Source organism: Plantactinospora sp. B24E8 (assembly GCF_039871735.1).
In the GTDB taxonomy this organism is placed as follows: Bacteria; Actinomycetota; Actinomycetes; order Mycobacteriales; family Micromonosporaceae; genus Plantactinospora.
This window is the reverse complement of sequence record NZ_JBDPMH010000052.1, coordinates 1-26,426: the sequence shown is the minus strand read 5'-3', so window position 1 is coordinate 26,426 and position 26,426 is coordinate 1. Positions and strand designations below refer to the sequence as shown.

Below are 26,426 nucleotides of genomic sequence, written 5' to 3'. Positions count from 1 at the left end.
ACGTACCAACCGGGCGGTCCCCGCCCCCGGTCCGCGAGGGCCGGAGGCGGGGACCGCCGCTGTCGCAACGCCGGACCGGTCCCCGGCTCAGGGAACCGTCTTCTCCACCGCGGCCGGTCCCTCCTGCTCCAACTCCCGCCGGGCCCGCTCGACGTTGCCCGGGTCCGGGTCGCGGCCCTGGGCCGCCGCCAGGTCCTCGGGGTCCCACGGCTGCTCAGCACCGGTGCGGGCCCGTTCCGGGGCGCTGCCCGCGCCGGCACCGTACGGGTCACCGAGCAGGTCGTCGGTGGGCGGAAAGTCGGCCGCGACGTCGTCCGGGTCGACGAACTCCGGGTTCGCCAAGCCTGGTCCGCCGTCGGTGGCGAACTGTGGTACCGCGATGTCGTCGTCGATCGCGGCGGCCACCTCGGGAGTCTCCTCAAGCGGACGGTCCGGCCTCGGATCGCGGTCGGTCATCTCACTGCCCTCCTGTCCGGATCCGGGGCATCCGGGTGGAATATCCTCTGCGTGGTCGTGTCTTCCCGGTGGCGTACCCGGGACGACCGGCGCCATACCTGAGCGGGCCCTGCCGGCCCGGAAGTGCGGAGGCCCGACTACCCGGGGCGAATCCGACTCACGCCTGCGGGTGCCCGCCCGTACCCTGCCCCGTCAGGCTCGACACGGCGACGGCTCCCCGACGCGCCGGACGGGCGCCGGGGAGCCGTGGTGAGCGGTACGGCCGGTGACTACCGGCCGAGGATCCGGTCCAGGAACTCGCGGTGGCGGCGTACCACCGTCCGCAGCTGTTCGGTGTCGGTGGCGTCACCCGTCGCTCCGTCGCCCTGCCCGCGTCCGAGTTCCGCGCGCTGCTCGGCCAGTGCGGTGGTCAGCGCCTCCACCGACTCCTCCACCAGCCGCTGCGCGTCCGCCGCGGCGCCGGAGGGGTCGTCGACGAACCGCAGCTGCACCTCCCGCCAGCGGTCCCGGAACTTCTGTACGGTCTCCGGTTCCAGGAACGCCGCCGTCGTGCCGTCGTGCTCCTGTCCGACCGCCCGGCCGTCCCCGGACTGGTCGACCGTCGCCGGGTAACTGTCGGTGGTGGCCGGCCCCGGGGTGTCGCCGATGCCGTCGATCCGGTCCTCGGCCACCCCGTCACCGGACCGGGCCAGTTCCTCCTCGCGCGGGTCGCGGCGGTCGCCGGCCAGCGCGGACGCCGCGACGGCGCCGCCGACGCTGGGGGCGCCGAAGGCGGTGGGCAGCGGCGCCGGCTCGTGGAACTCCGGCCGTTCCGCCCCGTCTATTCGTCGGGCGCCGCCCTCCGCCGACGCGCCGTCCCGGTCGGTCCGGTCACCGGCGGGCGGGCCGACCCGGTCGGCCCGCCCCGCCGGTCGCCGCGCTGTTGTCGTAGGAACCCCGCTCGTCCAGCGCGTCCTCGGGGCGCGGGTTCTCCTGGATCTGCTGGTGCTGCTGGCGCATGGCAGGTCTCCTTACCGACTCGAAACGTCCTGTGGGGTCTCCGGGCGGGGCTGTGCCGTGGGCGGGCGGGTGCCGGCCGTCGCCCCGTCGTGCCGTCCGTCGTGCTGCCCGTCGTGCCGTCCGTCGTGCTGGTGTGCGGCGTCCGGAGCGGGCTGCTGACGTACCGGGTCCTCGCCGAGCAGCTCGGCGAAGAGCGCCCGGTAGTGGACCACCGCCTGCCGCAGCTGTTCGGTGTCGGCCTCACCACGTGCGTTGCGCAGCTGGATGTCGTGCGCCTCGCGGTAGTGGTCCAGGGTCCGGGCGTGCTCGACGGAAAGGTGGGCGAGTCGCTCGTCGTACGCCCCGGTGGGGTAACCGCGCTCGGCGATCAACCGGGTGACCAGGTCGTCGGCCGCCCCGACCGCCTCGCCGGGCGAGTCGACGAACCGCGCCTGGATCTCCTCCCAGTCGGCGGCGTACCGCTCGCGGGACTCCGCGTCCAGCGGGGTCAGGGTCAGCGCCGCGTGGCGGCGTTCGCGCTCCCGCAGTTCACGTTCGGCGGCGGCGCGGCTCTCCTGCTCGGCGACCAGCCGCTCGTACTCCGGGCCGAACCTGCTGCGCAGCGCCCGGCGGCGGCTCGCCACCCAGATGACCGGTACGGCCGCCGCGACCACGAGGACAACAAGGACGATGAGGACGATTTCAGTGGGCGACATGGCTCCTCCTTCGTCCTCTGCTATTCCCGCCCGCCCCTGATCCGCAATCCACATCCGCCGTACTTTCACGAGGAGTGTGGGGAGCGGACGAAAGCCACGAAAGGAGTTAGGACAGGTGGATAGCCGGCATCGTGGCTGCGCGGCTGGGGACGGGTCGCCTAGAATCGCCGCCATGACGCGCCGACATTAATTCGCCCGCAGAGGCCGTCGCGGCCCGTGCTGCCGTGGCCCGCCGGGACCTTTCGTGACCCCGAGTCCGAATCGTCCCCACGGGAAGGCCTTATGTCCGCCACCTCTCCGCCGACCGCGCCCGACAGCCGCGCGCGGCGGCTCGCCGTCACCTACCACCTCTACGTCTTCCTCGACGAGTTCGTCCTGCTCTACCCGGTGTACGCGTTGCTCTTCACCGACACCGGACTCTCCGTCGCGGAGATCTCGTCGCTGTTCGTGCTCTGGTCGCTGAGCGGCATCGTGCTGGAGGTCCCGTCCGGCGTGCTCGCCGACGCGGTGTCCCGACGACTGCTGCTCGGCACCGCGCCGCTGTTCGGCGCGCTCGGGTTCGCGATCTGGACGGTGGTGCCGTCGTACGGCGCCTTCGCCCTCGGCTTCCTGCTCTGGGGCGTCCGGGGCGCCCTCCAGTCCGGCGCGGCCGAGGCGCTGCTCTACGACGAACTCGACCGGCTCGGCCTCGCCGGACGCTACGGACAGCTGATCGGCCGGGCCACCGCGACCGGGCTGGTCGCGGTCCTGCTGGCCACCGCGGTCGCGGCCCCGGTCTTCGCCGCCGGTGGTTACCCGGCGGTCGGGGCGGCGAGCGTGCTCGCCAGCCTGCTCTGCGCCGTGGCCGGGTTCGCGCTCCCCGAAAACCGGCCCACCGCCACCTCGACGGAGGCGGCTGCGGCCCGGGCTGTTCCCGTCGGGGTGGCGACGCGGGAGGATCCGCCGGACGGCGTCGGCGAGCCGTCCGGCTGGGTCGCCGTCTTGCGGGCCGGACTGACCGAGGCCAGGGCCAACCCGCCGGTACGGCGGGTTCTGCTGCTCCTCGCCGTGGTCGGCGGCATCTGGGGCGGGTTGGAGGAGTACACGTCGCTGCTGGCCGGGGAGGTCGTCGTGGCGTCGGCCGTACCGCTGCTGGTGCTGCTCGTCTCGGCCGGCGTCATGGTCGGCGGGCTGCTCACCCCGGTCGGTCAGCGCCTCGGGCCGGGCTGGTTCGCCGCCACCGTGGCCCTCGCGGCAGCTGCCCTGGCGGTCGGGGCGCTCAGCGGCCGACCGGCGGGCTTCCTGCTGATCGGATTGGCGTACTGCGCCCTGCAGATGGTGGGTCTGGTCCTCGACGTACGGCTCCAGGAGAGCATCGGCGGGCCGAGCCGGGCCACGGTCACCTCCCTGGCCGGACTCGGCACCGAGTTGATCACAATCACCCTGTACGGCGGGTACGCGTTGGCCTCCGGGTTCGTCGGACACGGTGCGATCGTCGCGCTCTGCGCCGTGCCGTACCTGGTGGTGGCGACCGTGCTGGTGCGGGTGCCGGGAACGGTCCGGTCCGTACCCGTGCCCCGGGTCGCGTCAAGAGCCACCGGGATCGAATAAGAGCGACATCTGTCGATACAATCCACCCTCGGGCACTACCGGACGTACCCACGTCCGGTAGTGCGCCGGCCCGTGATTACGTATCCTGCCGAAGGCACGCGCGCCCGCGACCCTCGACTCTGGCCGGAGCCGCGGGCCGCCGGTCCGGGTGTCGGCCCCTGACGCATCCCTTCCGGCGAGGTCTGATTGGAAACCCAGAACTGGCCGATCCGCTCGAAGATAGTCGCGCTGGTCGCCGTGCCGATCGCCGCTCTGATGGCGCTCTGGATCTTCGCGACCACGCTGACCGTGGGGCCGGCGACGAGTCTGCTCGCCGCGCGGACACTTCTCGACGAGGTTGGTCGACCGGCCGAGGCGCTGGTTCTCGAACTGCAGCGGGAACGGCGCCTGTCGGTGATGCAGTTGGCCGACCCTGCCGTCGCGCCCGCCCTCACCGACCAGCGGGCCCGCACCGACCACGCGATCGACACGCTGCGCCGACACGCGTCCAACGAGGACGTCCGGGACACGACCAGCCAGGCGCTCGACGCCCGGCTCGACCAACTGCTCACCGCGCTCGGCACGCTGTCGTCGGGGCGTAGCTTCATCGACGGGCGGAGCGTCGACGCCACCGGAGCGCTGGGCCTCTACAGCGGCATCATCGACGCGGCGTTCCGTACCTTCACCGCCCTGCAGGCGCTGCCCGACGAGTCGCTGAACCGGGAGGTCGCCGCCCTCACCGCCCTGGGGCGGGCCCGCGAGGTGCTCGCCCAGGCGGACGCCCTGCTCGCCGGGGTCTTCCGGGTCGGTCGGTTCGGGCCGGGGGAGCACAGCCAGCTCGTCCAGATCATCGGCACACAACGGTTCCTCTACGCCGCCGCGATCGCCGAACTGCCGGACGCCGACCGGACCGAGTACCAGCGACTCACCGAGGCGGAGCCGTTCGCCCGGCTCCGCGCGTTGGAGGACGACCTGATCGGCCGGGGACGCGGCGGCGCGGCTCCGCCGGTCGACGCGCAGGCCTGGCAGAGCACCTACGAGACCGTGCAGCAACAGCTCCGGGAATTCGAACTGGACGGAGCCGAGGCGCTCACCGAGCGCAGCCGGCCGGTGGCGGTCAACATCCTGGTCCGGTTGGGACTCGCCGGCCTGCTCGGACTCGTGGCCGTGCTGGCCTCCGGCTTCATCGCGCTACGGATCGGCCGGTCCCTGGTCCGACGGCTGACCAGTCTGCGCGCGGCCGCCCTGACGATGGCCGACGAACGACTTCCCGACGTCGTCGGTCGGCTCCGGAAGGGTGAGGTCGTCGACGTCGCCGTCGAGGCACCACCGCTGGACTACGGGCGGGACGAGATCGGCCAGCTCGGCCAGGCGTTCAGCGAGGTGCAGCGGACCGCGATCAGTTCGGCGGTGGACGAGGCCGCGCTGCGGAAGAGCCTGCGGGACGTCTTCCTCAACATCGCCCGGCGGAGCCAGACGCTGCTGCACCGGCAGCTCGCCCTGTTGGACCGGATGGAGCGACGGGTCACCGAGCCGACCGAGTTGGCCGACCTCTTCCGGCTCGACCACATGGCGACCCGGATGCGGCGGCACGCCGAGGACCTGGTCATCCTCGCCGGGGCGCCGGCCGGCCGGGGATGGCGCAACCCGGTCACCATGGTCGACGTCATCCGGGGCGCGATCTCCGAGGTCGAGGACTACGCGCGGGTCGAGCTGGGCAAGGTCGCGCCGTCGGCGGTCACCGGGCCGGCGGTCGGTGACGTCATCCACCTGCTCGCCGAACTGATCGAGAACGCCACCTCCTTCTCCCCGCCGCACACCCGGGTCCGGGTCACCGGCCAGCCGGGGACCCGGGGCTACACGGTCGAGATCGAGGACCAGGGCCTGGGGATGAGCGCCGAGGCGATCGAGGACGCCAACCGGCGGCTCGCCGAACCGCCGGAGTTCGACCCGGCGAACAGTGCCCGACTCGGGCTGTTCGTCGTGGCCCGGCTCGGCGCCCGACACGGCGTACGGGTACGCCTCCAACCGTCCCCGTACGGCGGGATCACCGCTGTCGTCCTGGTGCCGAGTGACCTTGTCGTGTCGGAGAGCGCGGTACCGACGCCCCGTGACGGGCGTACCGGTGCACAGCCGGCCCCGGACGGCGTCGAGGTGGCGTCGCGACCCGGTGGCGACCAGCCGGGCGGCCCGGCGGCCGACCGGGCCCCGAAGTCCGGGCCGGCGCTGACGGCGGAGAGCCCCGCCGCGCCCGCGGTTGCGCCGGAACCGGATCCCCGGCCGGCTTCCGCTCTCGGACCCCGGCGGAAGGCGGGCGCGGCGCTCGACGCGCTGATCGCGTCCGCCCCCGCCGGCAGGTTCGGTGAGCTGCGGTCCGGCACCGACCAGGTGCCGGTCGGCGAGCAGGCCGACCCCGCGGTGCCGCCCCGCCCCACGGAGTCGTCCACCCCGTCCGCCGGTGGCACCACCGGTGCCGTGCGGGACGCCGGCTCCGGTCCCGCCCCGGCCGGCACCGCGTCCGCCGCCGTGAAGGAGGGCGGCACGACCGACCGCCAGCGGAGTCCGGACGGCGGGCCTGCCGGCGACGACGACACCGTGGTGATGCCGGCTCTCCGACAGCAGCGTCCGGCCGGCGGGCCGGCGGGCGACGACGACACCGTGGTGATGCCGGCCCTCCGGGCCGACGGACCGGTCCGGGCGCCGGTGGCGCCGGCCGGCGCGGACGGGCTGCCCCGTCGCATCCGGCAGACCAGCCTCGCGCCGCAGTTGCGGACCGGGGGCCCGGCGCCCGCCGGGGCTGGCCGGTCCCGGCCGGGCGGCGGTGTCGGCGGTACGACCGGAGCCGCCGACGGCTCGGACGAGCCGGCACCGCGATCGCCGGAGCAGGTCCGGGCGGTGATGGCAGCGTTGCAGTCCGGTACGGCACGAGGTCGTCGGGATTCCGGTGCGACACCGCCGTCGATCGGAAATCCCGACGTCACAGCCCGGGTCGCCGATCCGGGTGCCACCGATTCGGAAAGGGACGGGTGAGTGGTGCAGACAACGAGGCCGGGTGCGGATCTCAGCTGGCTGCTCGATGATCTCGTGGAGCGGGTGCCACCCGCGCAGCAGGCTGTGGTCCTCTCCGCGGACGGACTGCTGATGGCCGCCTCGGCGGGGTTGGACCGGGAGGCCGCCGAGCACATGGCGGCGATGGCGGCCGGCTTCCAGAGCCTGGCCAAGGGCGCGAGCCGGCACTTCCGGGCCGGGGCGGTCCGGCAGACCGTGGTGGAGATGGAGGATGCCTTCCTCTTCGTGACCGCCGCCGGACAGGGCGCCTGCCTGGCGGTGTTGAGCGGTTCCGCCGCCGACATCGGGGTCATCGCGTACGAGATGGCCATGCTCGTCACCCGGGTGGGTCAGAACCTGAGTGCGCCGTCTCGGGCGCCGGCAGATGCGGACTGACCCGGCGGATCCGGACCACGAGTGGCTGGACGCCGACGCCGGGCCGGTGGTCCGTCCGTACACGGTGACCGGTGGTCGGGTCGAGCCGGCGTCCGGCAGGTTCGACCTGATGGCCTTCGTGGTGGCCGATCCTCCGAGCGATGACGGTACGCAGCCCCCGCAGCCGGAACAGCGGGCCATCATCGCCATGGCGCAGCAGCCGGTGGCGGTCGCCGATCTCGCGGCCGACCTCGACCTGCCGGTGGGCGTGGTCCGTGTCCTGCTCGGCGACATGCTCACCAACGGGCTGATCTCGATGTACGAGCCGCCCGCATCGCGCCAGTTCCCAGACGACGACATTCTCAAGGCGGTGGTCAATGGACTCCGGGCTCTCTGACCGGACGGCGACGGGCCGGCGGATCCCGCTCGCGCTGAAGATTCTCATCGCGGGCGGTTTCGGGGTCGGCAAGACCACGCTGGTCGGCGCGGTGAGTGAGATCCGGCCGCTGCAGACCGAGGAGGTGCTGACCGATGCCGGGGTCGGCACCGACGACCTCTCCGGTGTGGAGGGTAAGCGGACCACCACGGTCGCGATGGATTTCGGTCGGATCACCATCAACGAGGAGCTCCAGGTCTACCTGTTCGGCACCCCGGGGCAGGACCGTTTCTGGTTCCTCTGGGACGAGCTGGCGTACGGGGCGCTGGGTGCGGTGGTCCTCGCCGACACCCGTCGACTCGCCGACTGCTTCCCGTCCGTGGACTACTTCGAACGTCGGGGCATTCCGTTCGTGGTCGGGGTGAACTGCTTCGACGGCGCCAAGCGGTACAGCGTCGAGGCGGTACGCAACGCGTTGGACCTGGATCCGGCGGTGCCGATCCTGCTCTGCGACGCCCGTAGCCGGCAGTCCGGGAAGACGGTGTTGATCGCCCTGGTGGAGCACGTCGCCCAGCGTCGCGGGGATCCGGTCCCGGCCGGCTGATCCGTGCACCGCCGCCCGCCACCGTGGTCGGGCGGCGGTGCCGACCCCGGCTCCGGGGCGGGCGGGTGCCGGATCAGCCGGTGACGACCAGGACGTCCAGTCGGCGGGGGCCGTGCACGCCCTCGACCCGGTCGAGTTCGATGTCGCTGGTGGCCGACGGCCCGGAGACCATGGTGAGTGGTCGGGTCGGGTCCGCGAGCCGGGCGAGCGCCGCCGGCAGCCCGTCGGCGACCTGGTCGGCCCGGACCACGCAGAGATGGTGGTCGGGGACCAGGCTCAGCAGCCGACGGCCCTGGTCCGGGCCCCCGTCCAGGACCAAGGTCCCGGTCTGCGCGATCGCCACCGCACAGCCGGTGACCACGGCCAACCCCGGTGTGTCCAGGTCGGCCACGGTGAGCGGCTCCGGCTCGCCGTCGCGCCGGACCCGTCCCGGGTACGCCGAGAGCCAGTTCTCCGGCACCCCCGCCGGTACGGCGACGGTGGGAACGGGGCCCAGCAGGTCGGCCAACGTCTCGGGGACCTCGTGCCGTCCGCAGAGTCGTACCGTGGCCCGGTAGTCGACGAGTCGGTCGACGAGCAGGTCGAGCAGCTTCCCGTCCGGCGTCGGGTCGTCCGGGGTGGCGGGCCGGTAGGCGCGGGGGACCAACACCGGTGTGGTCGGTCGGGCGGCCCGGATCCGGGCCAGCACCTCGTCGCGGGCCGAGCCGCCGTCGACGGGACGGGAGGCGGTCGCGCCGCCGCCGGTCACCTCGGGTGCCGTCACGGCTCTCCTCCCGGTTCCGCGCCGCTGTCCCGGCGATCCTGCCCGGCGTCCCGGGTGGTCCCGGCGGCCTGCCGGTCCCGACCGGCCCACCAGTCCCGGAAGGTCTCGGCGGCCGGCAGCGGCGCGTCCCGGCTCGCCGTCCAGGCCGACAGCGGCCACGGCAGTCGACGTACGCCCCGTCGGCCGGTCGCGAGTCGCAGCGGGGCCGAACCCCGCCGGGCGGTCCGCAGCGCCGCCGAGTACCGTCGCCGGTCCCGCATCACCCAGGACATCGCCCGCATCGCGGTCCGTTCCGCCGAGGGGCGGCCGCGCCGGGCGTCCACTCCCCGCTGACGCAGGTGGACCAGCACCTCGGGGATGTCGATCCGGACCGGGCAGGCGTCGAAGCAGGCGCCGCAGAGCGTCGAGGCGTACGGCAGGCTCCGGTTCGCGCCGGCGTCCGGGCCGGTCATCTGGGGGGAGAGGATGGCGCCGATCGGACCCGGGTAGACCGAGCCGTACGCGTGTCCGCCGACCCGCTCGTAGACCGGGCAGACGTTCAGGCAGGCCGAGCAGCGGATGCAGCGCAGTGCCTGTCGTCCGACCGGGTCGGCGAGGGTGGCGGTACGCCCGTTGTCGACCAGCACGATGTGCATGGTCTGCGGGCCGTCTCCCGGGGTGACCCCGGTCCACGTCGAGGTGTACGGGTTCATCCGCTCGCCGGTGGAGGAGCGCGGCAGCAACTGCAGGAAGACCTCCAGGTCCCGGAAGGTCGGCAGCAGTTTCTCCACCCCGACCACCGAGATCAGGGTCTCCGGGAGGGTGAGGCACATCCGGCCGTTGCCCTCGGACTCGACGACCACCAGGGTGCCGGTCTCGGCGATGGCGAAGTTGGCTCCGGAGACGGCGACCCGGGCGCTGAGGAACTTGGCCCGCAGGTGTCGGCGGGCCGCCTCGGCGAGCGCGGCCGGCTCGTCGGTGAGAGTGGCGAGGTCCACCCCGGGCATCCGCCGGGCGAAGATCTCCCGAATCTGCTGACGGTTGTAGTGGATCGCCGGTACCAGGATGTGTGACGGGGTGTCGTCGGCGAGCTGCACGATCAGTTCGGCGAGGTCGGTCTCCACCGCCGCGATCCCGGCGTCGGCGAGTGCCTCGTTGAGCCCGATCTCCTGGGTGGCCATCGATTTGATCTTGACGACCTCGGTGCTGCCGGTGGCCCGGACCAGGTCGGTGACCAGGGCATTGGCCTCCTCGGCGTCCCGCGCCCAGTGCACGGTCGCACCGGCGGCGGTGGCCGCCGCCTCGAACTGTTCCAGCAGTTCCGGCAGGCGGACCAGGACGTCGTCCTTGATGGCGGCGCCGGCCGCCCGCAGGTCGGCCCAGTCGGGAACCTCGCCGACCACCCGCAGCCGCTTGTCCCGGATGGTGTGGGTGGCCCGGCGCAGGTTGGCCCGTAGCTGGGTGTCGGCGAGTTCGCGTCGGGCCGCGGTCGGGAACGGCAGCGGCGCGACGATGTTTCCGGTACCGGTCGGGGTGCCGCTCCCGCTCCCGCTGTCGGGGACGGTGGGCGGACGGTTGCCGCCGGTCGGATCGCCGGCGCTCACCGCGGCACCTCCGGACCGGCCAGGATCTCCGCGTAGTGGATGGCCCGTACCGGTGTGCCGCCGTCCGCCGTCCGTTCCCGGCGGGACAGCCCACCGCCGATGTGCGCCAGGCACGAGTTGTCGGCGGCGGCGACGTACGCCGCGCCGGTGTCGCAGATCGCCCCGCACTTGTCGGCGAGCATCGCGGCCGAGACGTCGGCGTTCTTCATCGCGAAGGTGCCGCCGAAGCCGCAGCACTCCTCGGCGCCGGGGAGTTCGACCAGTTCCAGGTCGCGTACCGCGCGCAGCAGCCGTAGCGGGCGGTCGTCCAGCCGGAGCATCCGCAGCCCGTGGCAGGTCGGGTGGTAGGTGACCCGGTGCGGGAAGGAGGCGCCGAGGTCGGTCTCGCCGAGCACGTCGACCAGCAGTTCGGAGAGCTCGTGGACCCGTGGGGCGAGGTCGGCGACCGCCGCCGCCAGGGTCGGCTCCCCGGCCGCCAGTCGCGGGTACGACTCCCGGACCATCGCCACGCACGAGCCGGAGGGCGCGACGACCGCGTCGTACCCGGCGAAGGTATCGACGAAGCCGCGCACCAGGGGCAACGCCTCGGCGCGGTAGCCGCTGTTGGCGTGCATCTGCCCGCAGCAGCTCTGTGCGGTCGGGAACTCGACGGTGTGACCGAGCCGTTCCAGGATCCGTACGACGGCCCGACCGGTGGCCGGGAACATCAGGTCGTTGACGCAGGTGACGAAGAGGGCTATCCGCACCCGGAGCCCCCACGGGTGACGGCGGTGGTGGTCCTGAGCAGCCCGTTCATGATCAAAGATCCTATCGGCTCGCCGGATGGCGGCAAAGATTCGGACGCCCGGCCAACTGGCCGAACCTGGCCAACGCCTCTGGTTTGATCGTGCGGTGGAGCCCGACCGCGGGCCGGAAACGGAGCGAGGATGTCCGACGAGACGAGCGGAATCGTCCATATCGGCTGTTACACGGCGGAGAGCGGGGGGCAGGGTACCGGCATCGTCGCCGCCCGGCGGGACCCGGTGAGCGGTGCGCTCGACCTGCTCGGGGTGGTCGCGACCACACCCTCGCCGTCGTTCCTGGCCCGGCATCCCCGGCTGCCCGTGCTCTACGCGGTCAACGAGTTGACCGAGGGCACGGTGAGTGCGTGGACCGTCCACGACGACGGCTCGCTCAGCCCGCTCGGTGTCCGGTCCACGGGTGGGGACAGCCCCTGCCACCTGGCCACCGACGCGGCCGGCGAGTACCTGTACGTGGCGAACTACGGCAGCGGCAGTCTCTCGGTGCACCCGTTGGACGCGGCCGGCGCGCCGGGGGAGCGCACCGACCTGGTCCGGCACGCCGGCCACGGTGCCGTACCGGACCGGCAGGAGGGGCCGCACGCGCACATGGTCTCGCCCGATCCGAGCGGTACGTCGTTGTACGCGGTCGACCTCGGCACCGACTCGGTGTACCGCTACCGCCGGGACGACACCGGTCGGCTGCGCGAAACCGGTCGTACCGCGACCCGCCCCGGCACCGGACCCCGGCACCTGGCCCGGCATCCGGACGGCCGACGGTGTTACCTCGCCGGTGAACTGGACGCCTCGGTGACGGCGTACGACCGGCACGGCGCCGACGGCCTGACCGAGCGGGGTCGGGTCGCGGCCAGTGGTCGGTCCGGTCCGGTGCAGTCCTCGGAGATCAGGGTCGGGCCGGACGGTCGCTTCCTCTACCTGGCGAACCGGGGCGTCGGCACGGTTGCCGTGTTCGCCCTGGACGGTGACCTGCCGCGGTACGTCACGGAGGTGGAGACGACCGGGGACTGGCCTCGGCACATCACGGTGCTCGGTGGGCATCTCTACGTGTCGGAGGAACGGTCCGGGGCGGTGGTGGTCCTGCCGGTCGATCCGACCACCGGCGTACCGGGGCCGGCCATCAGCCGGGTGGCGGTGGCGAGTCCGACCTGCCTGCTCGGGAGTTGACCGGGGCGGGTACCCGAGGCCAACCGGCTCGGGTGACCGGTCCGGGCGGGGAGACGGCCTTAAATCTCGAATAAAAAATCCTGAGGTCAAATGGCTGGTGAAGGCCGGAAAGCGCCGCTGACGCCCTGCTTACTGGACAGTAAGAGATCGGTCAACTACCCAAAGTGAATTTTGTTGGCGGCGAGTTTGCCAGACGGCTAACAATCCGCTACCCGCCCCTGGCATGAACATCAAGAAATCCGCAAGATGGTCAGGTGCCTGGCCGCCATCGCAGACGTGGGATTATCAGTGGGTTCGGCGCCATCGCGGCAGCGATGGCGCTCGCCCTTGTTGTGGTCGGAGGATGGTTCGGTTATCAGCGGTTCACCGGACCGGACTGCGCGGGTGAGGTGAAGCTCGCGGTCGCCGCGGCACCCGAGATCGCGCCGGCCGTGCAGGCGACCGCCGCGGACTGGATGGCCGGCGGCGCGGCTGTCGGTGAGACCTGCGTGGTCGTCGAGGTCACCGCGAGCGAACCGGTCGACGTCGCGGCCGCCATCGCAGGCCAGCACGGCGTCTCGTTGAACGGCATCGGGCAGGCGAGCGGCAACGCCGTCCTGCCGACCGTCTGGGTGCCGGACTCCTCGACCTGGCTGCTGCGCCTGCGTCAGCAGGCCCCGGGTTTCGAGCCGGAGAACGGCGCCTCGCTGGCGCGCAGCCCGGTCGTCCTGGCGATGCCGGAGCCGGTCGCGTCCACCGTCGGCTGGCCGCAGAAGAAGCTCGGCTGGTCCGACCTGTTGAAGACGATCACCACCGGAACACGCCTGCGGACCGGCATCGTCGAGCCGAGCCGGGATGCGGCCGGCCTCTCCGGGCTGCTCTCGCTGGCCGCCGCCGCGCAGGCGGCGGGTGCCAAGGGCGGTACCGCGGAGGCGCAGCGGGTGACCACCGGAGCACTCCGGACCCTGGCCACCGGCCGGGCGACCGTCCAGCAGGAGCTGATCGCCCGGTTCCCCCGGTCCACCGACGCCGCCGCCGTCGCCTCCGGCCTCGGCGCCGCACCCCTCTCCGAACAGGACGTCATCGCCTACAACACCAGGAAGCCGCCGGTGCCGCTCGCCGCGCTCTACCTGGACCCCGCGCCGCTCTCGCTCGACTATCCGTACGCGGTGATGCCCGGCACCGAGCCGGCCAAGGTCGACGCCGCGACGCAGTTCTTCGCGGCCCTCGGTACCGGAACCTTCCGCGACCGCCTGGCCGACCAGGGACTGCGCGGCGCGGACGGCCTCTTCGGCGACGGGTTCGCGACCCCGCGCGGCGCGCCGAGCCCGGCGGGCACCGATCCCACCCCGACCCCCGGGGCGAACCCCGGCGGTACGGCGGCCGGGGGCTCGGCGGCGGTGATCGAGCGCACCCTGTCCAGTTGGTCGGTCGCCACCCAGTCGGGCCGGATGCTCGCCATCATCGACGTCTCCGGCTCGATGCTCAACGAGGTCCCCACCGCCGGCAACGCCAGCCGGATGAAGGTGACCCTGGAGGCGGCCCGGCGCGGACTGGGGCTGTTCGACGACTCCTGGGCACTCGGGCTCTGGAGCTTCTCCACCGAACTCTCCGGCGGTCGCGACTACCGGGAACTGGTGCCGATCGGGCCGCTCTCCAGCCAGCGGAGCAGGCTGGAACGTGAACTCGCCGGCCTGCGGCCCAAGCAGAACGGCAACACCGGCCTGTTCGACACGATGCTTGCCGCGTACAAGACCGTTCAGGAGGACTGGGAACCGGGCCGGGTCAACTCGGTGGTGATGCTCACCGACGGCAAGAACGAGGACGCCGACGGCATCAGCGAGTCGGCGCTGGTCAACCAGCTGAAGCGGATCGCCGACCCGGACCGGCCGGTGCAGGTCGTGATCATCGGTATCGGCAACGAGGTCAAGCGCTCCGAGCTGGAGTCGATCACGAAGACCACCGGTGGCGGGGTTTTCGTGACCGAGGACCCGGCGAAGATCGGCGACATCTTCCTCCAGGCGATCGCGCTGCGTCCGTCCGGCGCGCCCCGCTGAACCGGCGCCGGTGGGGCGGGCCCGGCCCGCCCCACCGGCCGGAGCCCTCCAACAGGTCACCGGCCGCCAGCGCAAACAAGTGACAGTAATTTGTCGGAAGCTCTCCGTAGTGCCCCCGGTACGCGAAGATGTCGAAGTGCCCCGGGCCGCTCGCTAGGAGAGCCAGCGGCCGATCGGGTTGCCCCCTGGGAGCGAGGGAGGGCCGGTGACGTCGGCGACACTGCTGAGCCCTGCCACGATGCCTCCGGAATCCACTCCGGGGGCATCCGCACGATCCCCCCGGGAGCGGCAACGAAGCTACCTCCGGGCCATCCTGGTCCTCGACACCGTCATCCTGGTCCTGGCCGTGCTCGGCGGCTACTTCGCCCGGTTCGGCGGCGACGAGGCGCGCGGCTCCGACATCCCGTACGTGATCGTCGGCCCCGGGCTGGTCCTCGCCTGGCTCGTCTCCCTCAGGGCACTGCGCTGCTACGACCACCGGGTGCTCGGCTACGGCGCCGACGAGTACCGCCGGGTCACCTCGGCCAGCCTCCGGCTCGCCGGCGGGATCGCGATCGCCGGCTACATCGCCGACGTCGGCGTGTCCCGGGGCTTCCTCGGCATCTCGTTCGCGGTCGGCACGGTCGCCCTGGTGGCGGCCCGGTTCGCGGCCCGCAAACACCTGCACCGGGCCAGGGCCCGGGGTGAGGGCTGGGCCCGCCGGGTCCTGGTCGTCGGCGACACGGCACACGTCCTGGAACTGGTCCACACGCTGCGGCGCGAACCGTACGCCGGCTACCAGGTGGTCGGAGCCTGCATCCCGGACGCGCTGCTCGCCCCGGTGCCGCAGCGGCTCGGCGACGTACCGGTGCTCGGGTCGTTCCGGGCGATCGTGGACGCGGCGACGACGATCAACGCCGACACGGTCGCGGTGACCGCCTGCACCGAACTGACCGCCACCCGGCTACGCCGGCTCGGCTGGCAACTGGAGGGCACCGGCATCGACCTGGTGCTGGCGCCGGCGCTTACCGACGTCGCCGGCCCCCGGATCCACACCCAGCCGGTCGCCGGCCTGCCGCTGATCCACGTCGAGGCGCCCGAGTTCCGGGGCGCCCGCAAACTCGTGAAGGGATTCGTCGACCGCGCCCTGGCGCTCACCGCGCTCTCCGTCGCGCTGCCGCTGCTCGCCCTCATCGCGCTCGCGATCAGGTTCGACAGCCGGGGGCCGGTGATCTTCCGGCAGGTCCGGGTGGGGCGGGGCGGCCGGGAGTTCGGCGTCTACAAGTTCCGGACCATGGTGGTGAACGCCGACGCGCTGCTCGCCGAACTGGCCGCGAAGAACGAGACCGACGGGCTGCTGTTCAAGATGCGCGACGATCCCCGGGTCACCCGGGTCGGTCGCCTGCTGCGCAAGTGGTCCTTCGACGAACTGCCCCAGCTCGCCAACGTGCTGCTCGGGCAGATGAGCCTGGTCGGGCCGCGTCCGCCGCTGCCCTCCGAGGTGGCCCGCTACGACGGCGACGTGGCCCGCCGGCTGCTGGTGAAGCCGGGCATGACCGGGCTCTGGCAGGTCAGCGGCCGGTCGGATCTGAGCTGGGAGGACGGTATCCGGCTGGACCTCTACTACGTGGAGAACTGGTCACTCGCCGCCGACCTCACCATCCTCTGGAAGACCTTCGGCGCGGTGGTCCGCAGCCGGGGCGCGTACTGAGCCGACGCCGGTCCGGACCCTCCGGGCCGGACTCAGGCCGGACCTGTTGGGCGGGTGGTCAGGCCGGACCCGTCCAGTCCAGGCAGACCGCCACCGCGTCGTCGACCAGGTCACTGCCGACGAACGCCCGCAGGTCGCCGAGGAGCGAGCGGACCGCCTCCAACGGAGCCAGCGACCGGGTCCGTCGCGCCGACCGGTGCAGCGCGGTCTCGCCGTACCGGGCGGAGCGGGACGTGGCGTTGAAGACCCCGTCGCTGACGATCAGGAGCCGGTCGCCGGGGAGCAGGTCGAACCGTTGCGACTGGTAGATGGTGCCGTCGAACATGCCGAGCGGGAACTGGTCGTCCAGCGGCTCGTCGTGTACCTCTTCGTCGCGGACCAGCAGCAGTCGGGGCGAGCCGGCGTCCACCGCCGTTACCTGACCGGTGGCGAGGTCCAGTTCCAGCAACAGCGCCGAAAGGTGCTGCACCCCCTGGTGGTAGGAGTAGATCGCCTGGTCGGCCAGGGCCGCCTGGTCGGCGAGTTCGAGACCGGCCCGGCGGGCGTTGCGCAGCGCGTTGGTGCCGAGACAGGTCAGCATCGCGGCGCCCACCCCCTCGCCCATGCCGTTGACCGTCGACAGCCACAGCCGTCGGGTGTCGTCCGCCCAGTCGAAGCTGTCGCCACGTACCGCGTACGCCGGTTCGAGTTGGCCGGCGAGACTGAACGAGGGACGGATCCGACTGCGCCCCGGCAGCAGTTCCCACTGCATCTCCGCGGCCAGGGTCAGCTGGCGGGCCCGGGCACCCGCCGCGTACCGGTCGGTTCCGGCCCGGACCGCGACCAGTTCGTGGGCCAGCGCACCGGCCGCCTCCGCCAGCTCCGCCCGGCGGTCCGGGTCCGCCGGACCCGGGCTCAGCCGGAGTACGCCGATCCGCTCGCCGCGTACCGTCACCGGCAGGTACAGCGTCCCGTCCTGCACCACCTCGGACTGGTGGTCGAAACACCGCCAGCCGGGGGTACCGGCGCCCCGTACCGGGTCGCCGCCGGTGAGCGGCAGCAGGGCGGAGAGCCGGTAGTCGACCTGGAGCAGGGTCGTCTCGACGACGGCGTACTCCTTGGCCAGTTCGTCGGCGAGATGCTCCACCACAAGATCGGCGGGGGCGTTGGCCAGGCAGCGCCGGATCCCGGTCAGCCGGTCGCTCATCGCAGTGCCGCCGATCGACCGGTCGCGGGGGGTCCGGACCCGCGTACCGGCCGGGTCGCGGCGGTGTCCGGGCGCACCCGTGCGGCGACCTGCGGGGCGGCGGTAGTGTCGGGGCCACCATGAATCATTCCGGTGGTCCGGACGGACCGGATCCGAGCTTCGTCACGGCGGTCGACACCGCCGCGTCGGCGCTGCTCTCGGTCTGGGACGCCGCCCGGGAGCAGACGACCGGGCGCCTCTCCACCTCGCAGCTGCGCGCGCTGATGGTGGTCGAGCAGTTCGACGGGCTCAACCTGCGCGGGTTGGCCGGCGAGCTGAACATGCTGCTCTCCTCGGCGAGCCGGCTCTGTGACCGGTTGGTCGCCGCCGGCCTGCTCGAACGGGAACCGGGCCGGGCCGACCGCCGGGAGATCTCGCTGCACCTGACCACCGTCGGTCAGCGTCTGCTCGACGAGGTGCGCGCCGACCGTCGGGCCAGGCTCGCCGCCACCCTCGCCGGGGTGAGCCCGGCCGGTCGGCAGGCCCTGCTGCGCGGACTCGTCGAGTTCGAGCGCGCTCTCCGGGCGGAGGCCGAGGAGACCGAGCGCTCGGCCTGAGTGGCCGGCGGCCCGCCCCGGGACGCGCCCGGACCGATGGTCGCGGCCGCTCCCCGTCACCCGTACGGCGGGTTGTCGAGCTGTGCGCATCGGCGCTGGCACTCCTGTCGACGACAATGGTTGCTTCCTGGGATAGTTGCCCGCCGGCAACAATAGCGAGCCGGATTCCGGGCCGGTGACCGGGAACGGTCACCGGGCGGCGGCGCGTCGGCAACCGGGCGCGTCGTCGCCCTCGGACATAGGCTTCCCGCGCCCCGGGTCGCCGACACCTCCCGGCCGGCCGTCGAATCCCGGCAGCGGGTTACCGGTCGGGTCGGGCCAGCCAGCGGGCCGGCTGCTCCAGCACCGCCCGGACCACCGAGCCGGCCGCCCCGAGCACGGCCGCCTCGCCGCCGAGCAGGGCCGCCCGTACCGTCACCGGTGACCAGGCGGCGGTGAGCACCCGGCGACGGATCGCCGCCTCGACCGGCGGGGCCAACCAGCGGGCGAGCGGGGCGTAGATGCCGCCGAGCACCACGGTGTCCACGTCGAGCAGATTGATCACTCCGGCGACCGCGACGCCGAGCGCGTCGGCGGCCCCGGCGAGGGCCTGACAGGCCGCCGGATCGGCCCGCTCGGCCGCCTCCACCAGCCGGGCGACGGGTGCCCCGGTCAGTTCGGCACCGCCCAGGATGGCCTCCTGGCCGGCGTACTGTTCGAGGCAACCGCGACCGCCGCAGCGGCACGGACGCCCCTGTGGATGTACGGGGACGTGGCCGAGTTCGCCGCTCCAGCCCCGGGCACCCCGGAACAGCGTGTTGTGCAGCACGATCCCGGCGCCGATGCCCACCTCGCCCGAGATGTAGATGAAGTTCCCGGAGTCGGCGGCGGACGAGGCGTGCAGTTCGCCGAGCGCGGCGAGGTTGGCCTCGTTGTCGACGGTCAGGCCCCGACCGGCGAGCACCGGATGTCCACCGAGCAGGGCCGGTACGTCCACGTCCCGCCAGCCGAGGTTCGGCGCGAGCCGGACCACCCCGGCCGCGGTGACCAGCCCCGGTACGGCGAGCGCCGTGCCGGCGAGCAGCAGGTCCTGCCGGTCCGCGGCGGCGGCCGCCTCGGTGACCAGGTCGGCGACCAGGGCCAGGGTCTCGGCGGGTGACACCGGTCGCAGGTCCGTCCGGCGGACCGCCCGGTGCCGTACCGCACCGGTCAGGTCGACCAGGCAGGCGGCGAGGTAGTCGACGTTGACCTCCAGTCCGAGGCCGGCCGGGCCGTGACCGGCCAGGGTCAGCCCGAGCGCGGGGCGACCCGCGCCGGACCGGGGGGCCGGATCCACCTCGGTGAGCAGCCGACCGGTGATCAGATCGTCGACCAGGGTGGAGACGGTGGCCCGGGTCAGCCCGGTGGTGGCGGCGAGCGCGGCCCGGGACGGCGGGCTGGACGCGCTGGCGATGTGCCGGAGCACCAGCGCGAGATTGTGCTCGCGCAGGCTGGCCTGGCGGACGGCGGTGGCCGCCGCCGCGCCGACCGGCGTCGTGGTGGGTCGCGGCACGGTATTGACAATGCCATACCCCGGTAAAATAATTCAACCGATAAACAAATCGGCCGGGTTGCCGGCATGTCAACCCGGGATGTTCTCAGCGTCGAGTCCCTCTCCTGGAGGTCCCCCATGGCAGTCCGACCCACCCCTGCCGACAAGTTCTCCTTCGGCCTCTGGACCGTCGGCTGGACCGCGCGCGACCCGTTCGGTGAGGCCACCCGGGACGCCCTCGACCCGGTCGAGGCGGTCAACCGGCTCGCCGAGCTGGGTGCGTACGGGATCACCTTCCACGACGACGACCTGATCCCGTTCGGCTCCGACGACACCACCCGCGACCAGCACATCGCCCGGTTCCGCAAGGCGCTGGAGGAGACCGGTCTGGTCGTACCGATGGTCACCACCAACCTCTTCACCCACCCGGTCTTCAAGGACGGCGGCTTCACCAGCAACGACCGTGACGTCCGGCGGTACGCGCTGCGCAAGGTGCTCCGCAACATCGACCTGGCCGCCGAACTCGGCGCGCACACCTTCGTGATGTGGGGCGGCCGGGAAGGCGCCGAGTACGACGTCGCCAAGGACATCCGGGCCGCGCTCGACCGCTACCGCGAGGCGGTCAACCTGCTCGCCCAGTACGTCATCGACCGGGGCTACAACCTGAAGTTCGCCATCGAGCCGAAGCCGAACGAGCCCCGGGGCGACATCCTGCTGCCGACCGTCGGCCACGCGCTCGCGTTCATCAACGAGCTGGACCACCCCGAGCTGGTCGGCCTCAACCCGGAGGTCGGGCACGAGCAGATGGCCGGGCTCAACTACATGCACGGCATCGCCCAGGCCCTCTGGGCCGGCAAGCTGTTCCACCTCGACCTGAACGGCCAGCGCGGCATCAAGTACGACCAGGACCTCGTCTTCGGGCACGGTGACCTGCTCAACGCCTTCGCCCTGGTCGACCTGCTGGAGAACGGCGGTCCGCAGGGCGGTCCGGCGTACACCGGCCCCCGGCACTTCGACTACAAGCCGTCCCGGACCGAGGACTACACCGGTGTCTGGGCCTCGGCCGAGGCGAACATGCGGACGTACCTGCTGCTCAAGGAGCGGGCGGCGGCGTTCCGGGCCGACCCGGAGGTGCAGGAGGCGCTGGCCGCCAGCAAGGTCTCCGAGCTGTCGACCCCGACGCTCAACGAGGGCGAGACCTACACCGACCTGCTCGCCGACCGGAGCGCGTTCGAGGAGCTGGACGTGGACGCGGTGGCGGCGCGCGGCTTCGGCTTCGTCCGGCTGAACCAGCTGGCGGTGGAGCACCTGCTCGGCGCCCGCTGAGCGGGTCTGGGTGTGGTTGGGGGCCGACCCTGAGCTGGTCCTGCCGAGGCCCGTGGGTTCGGCCCGACCCGTGGAGACGCTGTTTCGATCGCCCGCTTGGAATGTCCGAAGGAGACCGGGAAGATGACGTTGGTGGCCGGGGTCGACTCGTCGACCCAGTCGTGCAAGGTGGTGATCCGGGACGCCGAGACCGGGGCGCTGGTCCGCAGCGGCCGGGCGGCACATCCCGACGGTACGGAGGTCGACCCGGCCGCCTGGTGGAGCGCCCTGCAGGAGGCGATCGCCCAGGCCGGCGGGCTGGACGACGTCGCGGCACTTTCCGTCGGCGGGCAGCAGCACGGCATGGTCTGCCTCGACGAGGCGGGCGAGGTGGTCCGGCCGGCGCTGCTCTGGAACGACACCCGGTCGGCGGGGGCGGCGGCCGAACTGGTCGACGAACTCGGCGGCGGTGAGGTCGGCGGACAGGCCTGGGCCGACGCGGTCGGCAGCGTGCCGGTGGCCAGCTTCACCGTCACCAAGCTGCGCTGGCTGGCCCGGCACGAGCCGGCCAACGCGGCCCGGGTGGCGGCGGTCTGCCTGCCACATGACTGGTTGACCTGGCGGCTGGGCGGGGCCGCCGGGCTCGACGCGCTGCGCACCGACCGGGGGGACGCCAGCGGCACCGGGTACTGGTCGCCGGCGACCGGGGAGTACCGGCTTGACCTGCTGGAGCGGGCGTTCGGGCGTACCGTCGCGGTGCCCACCGTGCTCGGGCCGGCCGACGTGGCCGGCAGGCTGCCCAACGGCGCGCCGCTCGGGCCGGGGACCGGCGACAACGCGGCGGCCGCGCTCGGCGTCGGCGCGCTCCCGGGTGACGTGGTGGTCTCCATCGGTACGTCGGGGACCGTGTTCAGCGTGGCGGACGGCCCGGCGGCCGACCCGTCCGGGACGGTGGCCGGTTTCGCCGACGCGACCGGCCGCTTCCTGCCGCTGGTCTGCACCCTGAACGCGGCCCGGGTGCTGGACGCGGCGGCGGCGATGCTCGGGGTGAGCCTGGACGACCTGGCGAAGCTCGCGTTGTCCGCCCCGGCCGGGGCGGACGGCCTGGTGATGGTCCCCTACCTGGAGGGGGAACGGACCCCGAACCGTCCACTCGCGACCGGCGCGGTGCACGGGCTGACCCTGCGGACCTCCACGCCGGCGCACCTCGCCCGGGCGGCGGTCGAGGGCATGCTCTGCGCGCTCGCCGACGGCCTGGATGCGATGCTGGCGCACGGCGCGACCGCGAACCGGATCATCCTGGTCGGCGGCGGTGCCCGCTCCGAGGCGGTACGCCGGATCGCGCCCGAGGTCTTCGGCTGCCCGGTGCTGGTCCCCGAGCCGGGGGAGTACGTCGCCGACGGCGCCGCCCGGCAGGCCGCCTGGGTGCTGGCGGGCGGGGAACAGCCGCCCACCTGGTCCGCCGGCCGGTCCCAGGAGTACGCCGGTGCGGGCGTACCGCAGATCCGGGAGCAGTACGCCGCGGCGCGGGGCCTGGTCCTCGACCGCCCTGCGGCTCGGTAGCGCCGCCGGTTCCATCGATTGCACAACTTCGGGGAAGTAGTGGCTTCTGCTCCGGCTGAGGCCACTACTTCCCTGAAACAGCACGATCTGGCGCTAAGTGCCCCTCGTCGTTAATTCGTCGGGGGTTACGCGGCCGTGGGGAGTGTTCCGTGGCTGGCGAGGCGTTTGAGTAGGGAATCGAGGTCTTTCTTGGTGTATCGCCAGTTGAACGGTCGGGCGCCGAGGTTGTAGTGCTCCTGGAACGCGACGAGCCGGTCTGCGACATCGTCCAGGTCGTAGAAGTCGTTTGGGGTGACGACCTTGCGCTGCACGATCGAGAAGTAGATCTCTATCTGGTTCAACCAGCTGGCGTGGATCGGCAGGTGGACCAGCCTGGCGGTGGGCCACGTGTCGCTCAGCCGGTCGATGGACGCCTGCCCGCGGTGGGAGGAGCCGTTGTCCACGATCCAGAACACCCGCTCTGCTGAGGCGTAGGGTTCGCTGGTCATGACCTGCTCGACCAGCCGGGCGAACGGCGCCAGCCCGGTCGAGGGCTCGCAGCGGCTGAACACCTTGCCGTGGTGCACGTCCAACGCTGCCAGATAGGCCAGGGCGCCGCCGCGTTCGTACTCGTGCTCCACGCGCATCAGCCTCGACCGGCCAGGTGGCAGGGTCGGGTGGCAGCGGCAGCGGGCCTGGACCGAGGTCTTCTCATCCGCGCTGATCACATGGTCACCCTCCCCGAGGGGGTGCCCGTCCCACCTGCGTGCGTACAGGTCCAGCACGGTACTGGCCTTGGCGGCGAAGTCAGGGTCCCGAGGGAAGATCCACGACCGGTGCCGCCAGGGTTTGATCGCATCAGCGGCCAGCCAGCGGGCCACCGTCGCCGCCGAGATGTCCTCCACCACGCCGGCGGCTACCGCCTCGCCTGCCAGATCGTCGGCGCTCCACCGCGACAGCGGCACCCCACGCTCGGCCGGCAACTCACACGCGAGGGCTTTGACCTGCGCAGCCTGTACATCGGTGAACCGGCGCGGCCGGCCAGAACGCGGCGCGTCCGCCAACCCATCGAGACGCCGCCGCAAGAACCGGACCCGCCACTTACGCACCGTGTCCACGTGCACCCGCTGACCGGCAGCGATCGCGGTGTTGCTGGCGCCTTCGGCGGCGGCGAGGACGATCCGGGCCCGCACGACGAGGCGGTACGAGGTCGTGGGTCGGCGAGCCAACCCTTGCAGACTGGCACGCTCATCGGCGCGCAAAACAATCGAGTAGGGGCTTGACGGGGACATCGGCATGTTCTGCCACCCGCACCGCCACCGTGCCGAACCGACACGCCGCAGCAATCGTGGGACACGATAACCCCGTGGCCAAGCCTCCACCCGAGTCGACCAGGACCAGCCTGCGTCAACGGCTGAGCGCGCACGCCCGCACACACTGGCCGGACCTGACCGCCGTAGCCGTACGCTATCGCGGCGTCTTCGCCTACATCGACGGACAACTGACCGACGGCACCACGCTGCCGCTGTGCCGACTCCGCTACTGCGGTTCCGCCAGCAGGTGGGGCTTCGCGATCTACCTGGCCAGCCGCGGCAGCTACCAGGACTCGGTTCTACCCAGCGGACTGCACGCCGGCGATCCGGAAGAAGCCCTCGACTGCGCCTGCGGCCTCTACCTCAACGACCCCACCGCCTGACACGATCCCTGACGAATTAACGACGAGGGGCGCTTAGCCTGTTGTAAGGCTCAGGCCCAAGCTGATCGGGCCTACCTGCGAGAGCCGCTGCCTGCGCTCCCCTACGACCCTGTCCTTCCCTCGTCGAGGGCGCGGCGGCCAGCGGCCGGCGTAGGCCCGGTGGAGCGGACCGGGGTGTCCAGAACTCTGCCAACAGCTTCGCGGACCGCGCGCCTTCGAGCAATTCTTGGGCGTGTTCACTGTCAACGCCACGGCTCTTCGGGGTTGCCGGTTCGCCGATTGTGGTGGTCCAACAGCCTGGACAGCAGCTCGGTCAACCGCTGTCGCTCCTCGGGTGAAAGCGGAGCCAGCAGTTCGTCCTGGGTTTCGGCCAGCCGCTTCTCCAGTCGCCGCAGCTGCCGCTTGCCTGCGGCGGTCAGCGAGACGATGTTGCGCCGCCGATCGGAGGGGTCCGAGGCGCGCTCGACCAGTTTGCGATCGGCGAGCTCGTTGATCGTCGCGACCATGTCGCTGAGGTGGATGCCGCTACGGCGGCCCAGCGCGGCCTGGCTGGCCGGGCCGAACTGCTCCAGCGTCGCCAGCAGGCGGTAGTGGTAGCCGCGGGTGCCGACGGACGAGAACCCCTCGGCCACCAGGTGGTGCGCATGGCTGGCAGTCTGGGTGAGCAGCCAGCTGGGCAGGCTCTCCCAGGTGGCGGGCGTCTTCTCGGGTGGATTCTCCATGTGACAAGTCTAACGAATCGTTGGGAGCCCTAACGATTGCGGTATCGTTTAGTCAGCAAACGTTAGCTGTTCGAACGTTCGGGCGCTGAAGAAACCCCCTGGAGTCAAGACCATGATCAAACCGTTCCGCATCGACATCCCCCAGACCGACCTCGACGACCTGACCGACCGGCTCTCCCGCACCCGTTGGCCCAACGAGGTCGCCGACGCCCGGTGGGACTACGGCTTCCCGCTGGCGCGGCTCAAGGAACTGGCCGAATACTGGCGCACCGGCTACGACTGGCGCGAGCACGAGGCCAAGCTCAACGAGCTTCCACACTTCACCACCGAGGTCGACGGCCAGAACATCCACTTCGTCCACGTCCGGTCATCCAAACCGGACGCGCTCGCGCTCATCCTCACCCACGGCTGGCCCGGTTCGTTCCTGGAGTTCCTCGACGTGATCGAACCGCTGTCCCGCGACTTCCACCTGGTGATTCCGTCAATCCCGGGATTCGGCTTCTCCGGGCCGACCCACGAACGCGGCTGGGATGTCGCCCGGATCGCGCGGGCCTGGGCTGAACTGATGCGCCGCCTCGGGTACGAGCGCTATGGCGCGCAGGGCGGTGACTTCGGCTCGGGTATCTCAACGGCGCTCGGCGGGGTGGCACCCGAGCAGGTCGTCGGCGTGCACATCAACTACCTGCCGACCCGGCCGGTCCCGGACGCCAACATTGAACTGTCCGAAACGGATGAAGCCCGGCTGGACAAGGTCAGGCAGCTGATGGCGAACCGTCCGCCGTACCAGGCTCTGCAGGCCACCACCCCGCAAACCATCGGCTACGCGCTGACCGACTCGCCGGTCGGCCAGCTGGTCTGGATCGCCGAGCGCTTCGCACAGTGGACGGACCCTCGCTCGCCGATCAGTGACGAGCGGATGCTCACCAACATCTCGCTGTACTGGCTGACCGCCACCGCAGCTTCCTCGCCGCGGCTGCTCCGCGAGGGTCTGGGGCGGATCGAGCCGTGCCGGGTACCGGTTGGCGTGGCGGTGCTCCCGCACGACATCACACAGTCGGTGCGACCACTGGCCGAGCGGCTGTACGACATCAGGCACTGGTCGGAGTTCGACCGCGGCGGCCACTTCGCCGCGATGGAGGTACCGGAGCTGCTCGCCGAGGACATCCGGGACTTCTTCCTAACCCAAGACAAGTGACACGAACGTTAGCAAGTCGAACTACTTGAGGAGGCCATCATGACCAGCACCGAAACCCTGATCCACGCACTCGCCGACCGCGCCGAACTTGCCGACCTGGTCGCCCGCCACAGCTTGTGGATCGACGAGGGCCGCTACGGCGAGACCGACCGGCTCTTCACCGGGGATGTCGTCGTCAAGTCCCCACGCGGGGAGGCCCGCGGCATCGAGGCGCTCATCGAACTCGTGCGCTCGGGCCACGACACGTACGTCCGCACCCTGCACAGCAAGTCCAACCTTGTCATCGAGGTCGACGGCGAGACCGCCAAGGTGCGGGCCCACGACATCGCCGTGTTCGTCATCGACGACAAGACCGAGGCCATCGCGGCCGGGTTCCACCACTACGGGGCGCGCCGCACCGAGCACGGCTGGCGCTTCGACCACCTCGTCGTCACCCCGGTCGCACTGACCGAAGCCCTCGACCGGGCCCTCTAAAAGACACTGTTGGTCGCGGATTCCTGGGGTACCCCAGGAATC

25 protein-coding genes are annotated in these 26,426 nt (G+C 72.1%); 14 read left to right on the top strand and 11 right to left on the bottom strand.

Features of this window, described 5'->3' with window-relative positions; genetic code table 11:
• Window positions 1–87 precede the first annotated feature (87 nt).
• The 4 genes from ABGB21_RS35505 to ABGB21_RS35490 form a co-directional block, all read right to left on the bottom strand.
• Complete coding sequence (locus ABGB21_RS35505; RefSeq protein WP_347655537.1) at window positions 88–456, bottom strand: hypothetical protein; 369 nt, start codon at window positions 454–456, stop codon at window positions 88–90.
• A 269-nt stretch (window positions 457–725) separates the two neighbouring features.
• Window positions 726–1,127, bottom strand: a complete 402-nt coding sequence (locus ABGB21_RS35500; RefSeq protein WP_347681551.1) for a hypothetical protein — start codon at window positions 1,125–1,127, stop codon at window positions 726–728.
• 199 nt (window positions 1,128–1,326) lie between these two features.
• A complete protein-coding gene (locus ABGB21_RS35495) occupies window positions 1,327–1,455 on the bottom strand; it encodes a hypothetical protein (RefSeq protein ID WP_347681549.1) in 129 nt (42 codons plus the stop codon).
• Window positions 1,456–1,466: 11 nt separating this feature from the next.
• Window positions 1,467–2,150, bottom strand: coding sequence for a hypothetical protein (locus ABGB21_RS35490; protein ID WP_347681547.1), 684 nt, complete (start codon window positions 2,148–2,150; stop codon window positions 1,467–1,469).
• 282 nt (window positions 2,151–2,432) lie between these two features.
• On the opposite strand from ABGB21_RS35490, the gene ABGB21_RS35485 reads away from it, so the two are divergent.
• The 5 genes from ABGB21_RS35485 (at window position 2,433) to ABGB21_RS35465 (ending at window position 8,122) form a co-directional block, all read left to right on the top strand.
• On the top strand, window positions 2,433–3,740 hold the full coding sequence (locus tag ABGB21_RS35485) for an MFS transporter (protein WP_347681545.1): 1,308 nt from the start codon (window positions 2,433–2,435) through the stop codon (window positions 3,738–3,740).
• A 186-nt stretch (window positions 3,741–3,926) separates the two neighbouring features.
• On the top strand, window positions 3,927–6,749 hold the full coding sequence (locus tag ABGB21_RS35480) for a nitrate- and nitrite sensing domain-containing protein (RefSeq protein WP_347681543.1): 2,823 nt from the start codon (window positions 3,927–3,929) through the stop codon (window positions 6,747–6,749).
• Window positions 6,750–7,163: a roadblock/LC7 domain-containing protein gene (locus ABGB21_RS35475; RefSeq protein ID WP_347655531.1), complete on the top strand. Its 414-nt coding sequence runs from the start codon at window positions 6,750–6,752 to the stop codon at window positions 7,161–7,163.
• Window positions 7,153–7,539, top strand: a complete 387-nt coding sequence (locus tag ABGB21_RS35470) for a DUF742 domain-containing protein (protein ID WP_347681541.1) — start codon at window positions 7,153–7,155, stop codon at window positions 7,537–7,539. The genes ABGB21_RS35475 and ABGB21_RS35470 overlap by 11 nt, the downstream gene beginning before the upstream one ends.
• Window positions 7,520–8,122 carry an ATP/GTP-binding protein gene (locus ABGB21_RS35465; protein ID WP_347655529.1) on the top strand — a complete coding sequence of 201 codons (603 nt, stop codon included), beginning with the start codon at window positions 7,520–7,522 and terminating at the stop codon, window positions 8,120–8,122. The genes ABGB21_RS35470 and ABGB21_RS35465 overlap by 20 nt, the downstream gene beginning before the upstream one ends.
• A gap of 73 nt (window positions 8,123–8,195) precedes the next feature.
• On the opposite strand, the gene ABGB21_RS35460 is transcribed toward ABGB21_RS35465, so the two are convergent.
• The 3 genes from ABGB21_RS35460 to ABGB21_RS35450 form a co-directional block, all read right to left on the bottom strand.
• Entirely contained in the window at window positions 8,196–8,885 is a 690-nt protein-coding gene (locus tag ABGB21_RS35460; protein ID WP_347655528.1) for an LUD domain-containing protein, read from the bottom strand.
• Complete coding sequence (locus ABGB21_RS35455; protein ID WP_347655594.1) at window positions 8,882–10,378, bottom strand: LutB/LldF family L-lactate oxidation iron-sulfur protein; 1,497 nt, start codon at window positions 10,376–10,378, stop codon at window positions 8,882–8,884. Before ABGB21_RS35455 ends, ABGB21_RS35460 begins: the two co-directional genes overlap by 4 nt.
• Before the next feature lie 86 nt (window positions 10,379–10,464).
• A complete protein-coding gene (locus ABGB21_RS35450; protein ID WP_347655527.1) occupies window positions 10,465–11,214 on the bottom strand; it encodes a (Fe-S)-binding protein in 750 nt (249 codons plus the stop codon).
• 180 nt (window positions 11,215–11,394) lie between these two features.
• Here ABGB21_RS35450 and ABGB21_RS35445 point away from each other — a divergent pair, with 180 nt between their 5' ends.
• The 3 genes from ABGB21_RS35445 to ABGB21_RS35435 all read left to right on the top strand — a co-directional run bounded on the left by ABGB21_RS35445 (window position 11,395) and on the right by ABGB21_RS35435 (window position 16,158).
• Window positions 11,395–12,432 carry a lactonase family protein gene (locus ABGB21_RS35445; RefSeq protein WP_347681539.1) on the top strand — a complete coding sequence of 346 codons (1,038 nt, stop codon included), beginning with the start codon at window positions 11,395–11,397 and terminating at the stop codon, window positions 12,430–12,432.
• 314 nt (window positions 12,433–12,746) lie between these two features.
• Window positions 12,747–14,468 carry a VWA domain-containing protein gene (locus ABGB21_RS35440; protein ID WP_347655525.1) on the top strand — a complete coding sequence of 574 codons (1,722 nt, stop codon included), beginning with the start codon at window positions 12,747–12,749 and terminating at the stop codon, window positions 14,466–14,468.
• A 238-nt stretch (window positions 14,469–14,706) separates the two neighbouring features.
• Window positions 14,707–16,158, top strand: a complete 1,452-nt coding sequence (locus tag ABGB21_RS35435) for a sugar transferase (RefSeq protein ID WP_347655593.1) — start codon at window positions 14,707–14,709, stop codon at window positions 16,156–16,158.
• 58 nt (window positions 16,159–16,216) lie between these two features.
• On the opposite strand, the gene ABGB21_RS35430 is transcribed toward ABGB21_RS35435, so the two are convergent.
• Window positions 16,217–17,344 (bottom strand): PP2C family protein-serine/threonine phosphatase, encoded by a 1,128-nt coding sequence (locus tag ABGB21_RS35430; protein ID WP_347681537.1) that lies wholly within the window; start codon window positions 17,342–17,344, stop codon window positions 16,217–16,219.
• Between the two features lie 119 nt (window positions 17,345–17,463).
• On the opposite strand from ABGB21_RS35430, the gene ABGB21_RS35425 reads away from it, so the two are divergent.
• A complete protein-coding gene (locus ABGB21_RS35425; RefSeq protein ID WP_347655523.1) occupies window positions 17,464–17,940 on the top strand; it encodes a MarR family winged helix-turn-helix transcriptional regulator in 477 nt (158 codons plus the stop codon).
• Between the two features lie 301 nt (window positions 17,941–18,241).
• Here the strand turns inward: ABGB21_RS35425 and ABGB21_RS35420 are convergent, their stop codons facing one another.
• Window positions 18,242–19,471 (bottom strand): ROK family protein, encoded by a 1,230-nt coding sequence (locus ABGB21_RS35420; RefSeq protein ID WP_347681535.1) that lies wholly within the window; start codon window positions 19,469–19,471, stop codon window positions 18,242–18,244.
• Window positions 19,472–19,588: 117 nt separating this feature from the next.
• Here ABGB21_RS35420 and xylA point away from each other — a divergent pair, with 117 nt between their 5' ends.
• Window positions 19,589–20,776 carry a xylose isomerase gene (xylA, locus tag ABGB21_RS35415; protein ID WP_347655521.1) on the top strand — a complete coding sequence of 396 codons (1,188 nt, stop codon included), beginning with the start codon at window positions 19,589–19,591 and terminating at the stop codon, window positions 20,774–20,776.
• Between the two features lie 123 nt (window positions 20,777–20,899).
• Complete coding sequence (gene xylB, locus ABGB21_RS35410) at window positions 20,900–22,318, top strand: xylulokinase (protein ID WP_347681533.1); 1,419 nt, start codon at window positions 20,900–20,902, stop codon at window positions 22,316–22,318.
• Between the two features lie 125 nt (window positions 22,319–22,443).
• Here xylB and ABGB21_RS35405 read toward each other — a convergent pair whose 3' ends face one another.
• Window positions 22,444–23,595 carry an IS630 family transposase gene (locus tag ABGB21_RS35405; RefSeq protein ID WP_347681531.1) on the bottom strand — a complete coding sequence of 384 codons (1,152 nt, stop codon included), beginning with the start codon at window positions 23,593–23,595 and terminating at the stop codon, window positions 22,444–22,446.
• 68 nt (window positions 23,596–23,663) lie between these two features.
• Between ABGB21_RS35405 and ABGB21_RS35400 the strand changes: the two genes are divergently transcribed.
• Window positions 23,664–23,993, top strand: coding sequence for a hypothetical protein (locus ABGB21_RS35400; protein WP_347658395.1), 330 nt, complete (start codon window positions 23,664–23,666; stop codon window positions 23,991–23,993).
• 242 nt (window positions 23,994–24,235) lie between these two features.
• On the opposite strand, the gene ABGB21_RS35395 is transcribed toward ABGB21_RS35400, so the two are convergent.
• Window positions 24,236–24,715 (bottom strand): MarR family transcriptional regulator, encoded by a 480-nt coding sequence (locus tag ABGB21_RS35395; RefSeq protein WP_347658396.1) that lies wholly within the window; start codon window positions 24,713–24,715, stop codon window positions 24,236–24,238.
• Between the two features lie 112 nt (window positions 24,716–24,827).
• Between ABGB21_RS35395 and ABGB21_RS35390 the strand changes: the two genes are divergently transcribed.
• Window positions 24,828–25,910, top strand: a complete 1,083-nt coding sequence (locus ABGB21_RS35390) for an epoxide hydrolase family protein (RefSeq protein WP_347658397.1) — start codon at window positions 24,828–24,830, stop codon at window positions 25,908–25,910.
• Between the two features lie 39 nt (window positions 25,911–25,949).
• The gene (locus ABGB21_RS35385) at window positions 25,950–26,384 is read left to right on the top strand and encodes a nuclear transport factor 2 family protein (protein ID WP_347658398.1); all 435 of its coding nucleotides are present in this window, start codon (window positions 25,950–25,952) and stop codon (window positions 26,382–26,384) included.
• The last annotated feature ends 42 nt before the right edge of the window (window positions 26,385–26,426 follow it).

Coding starts and splice junctions, on each gene's coding strand:
- ABGB21_RS35470 (WP_347681541.1), top strand. CDS start 7,153: ATGCGGACTGACCCGGCGGATCCGGACCACGAGTGGCTGGACGCCGAC.
- ABGB21_RS35435 (WP_347655593.1), top strand. CDS start 14,707: ATGCCTCCGGAATCCACTCCGGGGGCATCCGCACGATCCCCCCGGGAG.
- ABGB21_RS35505 (WP_347655537.1), bottom strand. CDS start 456: ATGACCGACCGCGATCCGAGGCCGGACCGTCCGCTTGAGGAGACTCCC.
- ABGB21_RS35390 (WP_347658397.1), top strand. CDS start 24,828: ATGATCAAACCGTTCCGCATCGACATCCCCCAGACCGACCTCGACGAC.
- ABGB21_RS35395 (WP_347658396.1), bottom strand. CDS start 24,715: ATGGAGAATCCACCCGAGAAGACGCCCGCCACCTGGGAGAGCCTGCCC.
- ABGB21_RS35440 (WP_347655525.1), top strand. CDS start 12,747: ATGGCGCTCGCCCTTGTTGTGGTCGGAGGATGGTTCGGTTATCAGCGG.
- ABGB21_RS35445 (WP_347681539.1), top strand. CDS start 11,395: ATGTCCGACGAGACGAGCGGAATCGTCCATATCGGCTGTTACACGGCG.
- ABGB21_RS35425 (WP_347655523.1), top strand. CDS start 17,464: ATGAATCATTCCGGTGGTCCGGACGGACCGGATCCGAGCTTCGTCACG.
- ABGB21_RS35485 (WP_347681545.1), top strand. CDS start 2,433: ATGTCCGCCACCTCTCCGCCGACCGCGCCCGACAGCCGCGCGCGGCGG.
- ABGB21_RS35430 (WP_347681537.1), bottom strand. CDS start 17,344: ATGAGCGACCGGCTGACCGGGATCCGGCGCTGCCTGGCCAACGCCCCC.
- xylB (WP_347681533.1), top strand. CDS start 20,900: ATGACGTTGGTGGCCGGGGTCGACTCGTCGACCCAGTCGTGCAAGGTG.
- ABGB21_RS35465 (WP_347655529.1), top strand. CDS start 7,520: ATGGACTCCGGGCTCTCTGACCGGACGGCGACGGGCCGGCGGATCCCG.
- ABGB21_RS35495 (WP_347681549.1), bottom strand. CDS start 1,455: ATGCGCCAGCAGCACCAGCAGATCCAGGAGAACCCGCGCCCCGAGGAC.
- ABGB21_RS35405 (WP_347681531.1), bottom strand. CDS start 23,595: ATGCCGATGTCCCCGTCAAGCCCCTACTCGATTGTTTTGCGCGCCGAT.
- ABGB21_RS35490 (WP_347681547.1), bottom strand. CDS start 2,150: ATGTCGCCCACTGAAATCGTCCTCATCGTCCTTGTTGTCCTCGTGGTC.
- xylA (WP_347655521.1), top strand. CDS start 19,589: ATGGCAGTCCGACCCACCCCTGCCGACAAGTTCTCCTTCGGCCTCTGG.
- ABGB21_RS35385 (WP_347658398.1), top strand. CDS start 25,950: ATGACCAGCACCGAAACCCTGATCCACGCACTCGCCGACCGCGCCGAA.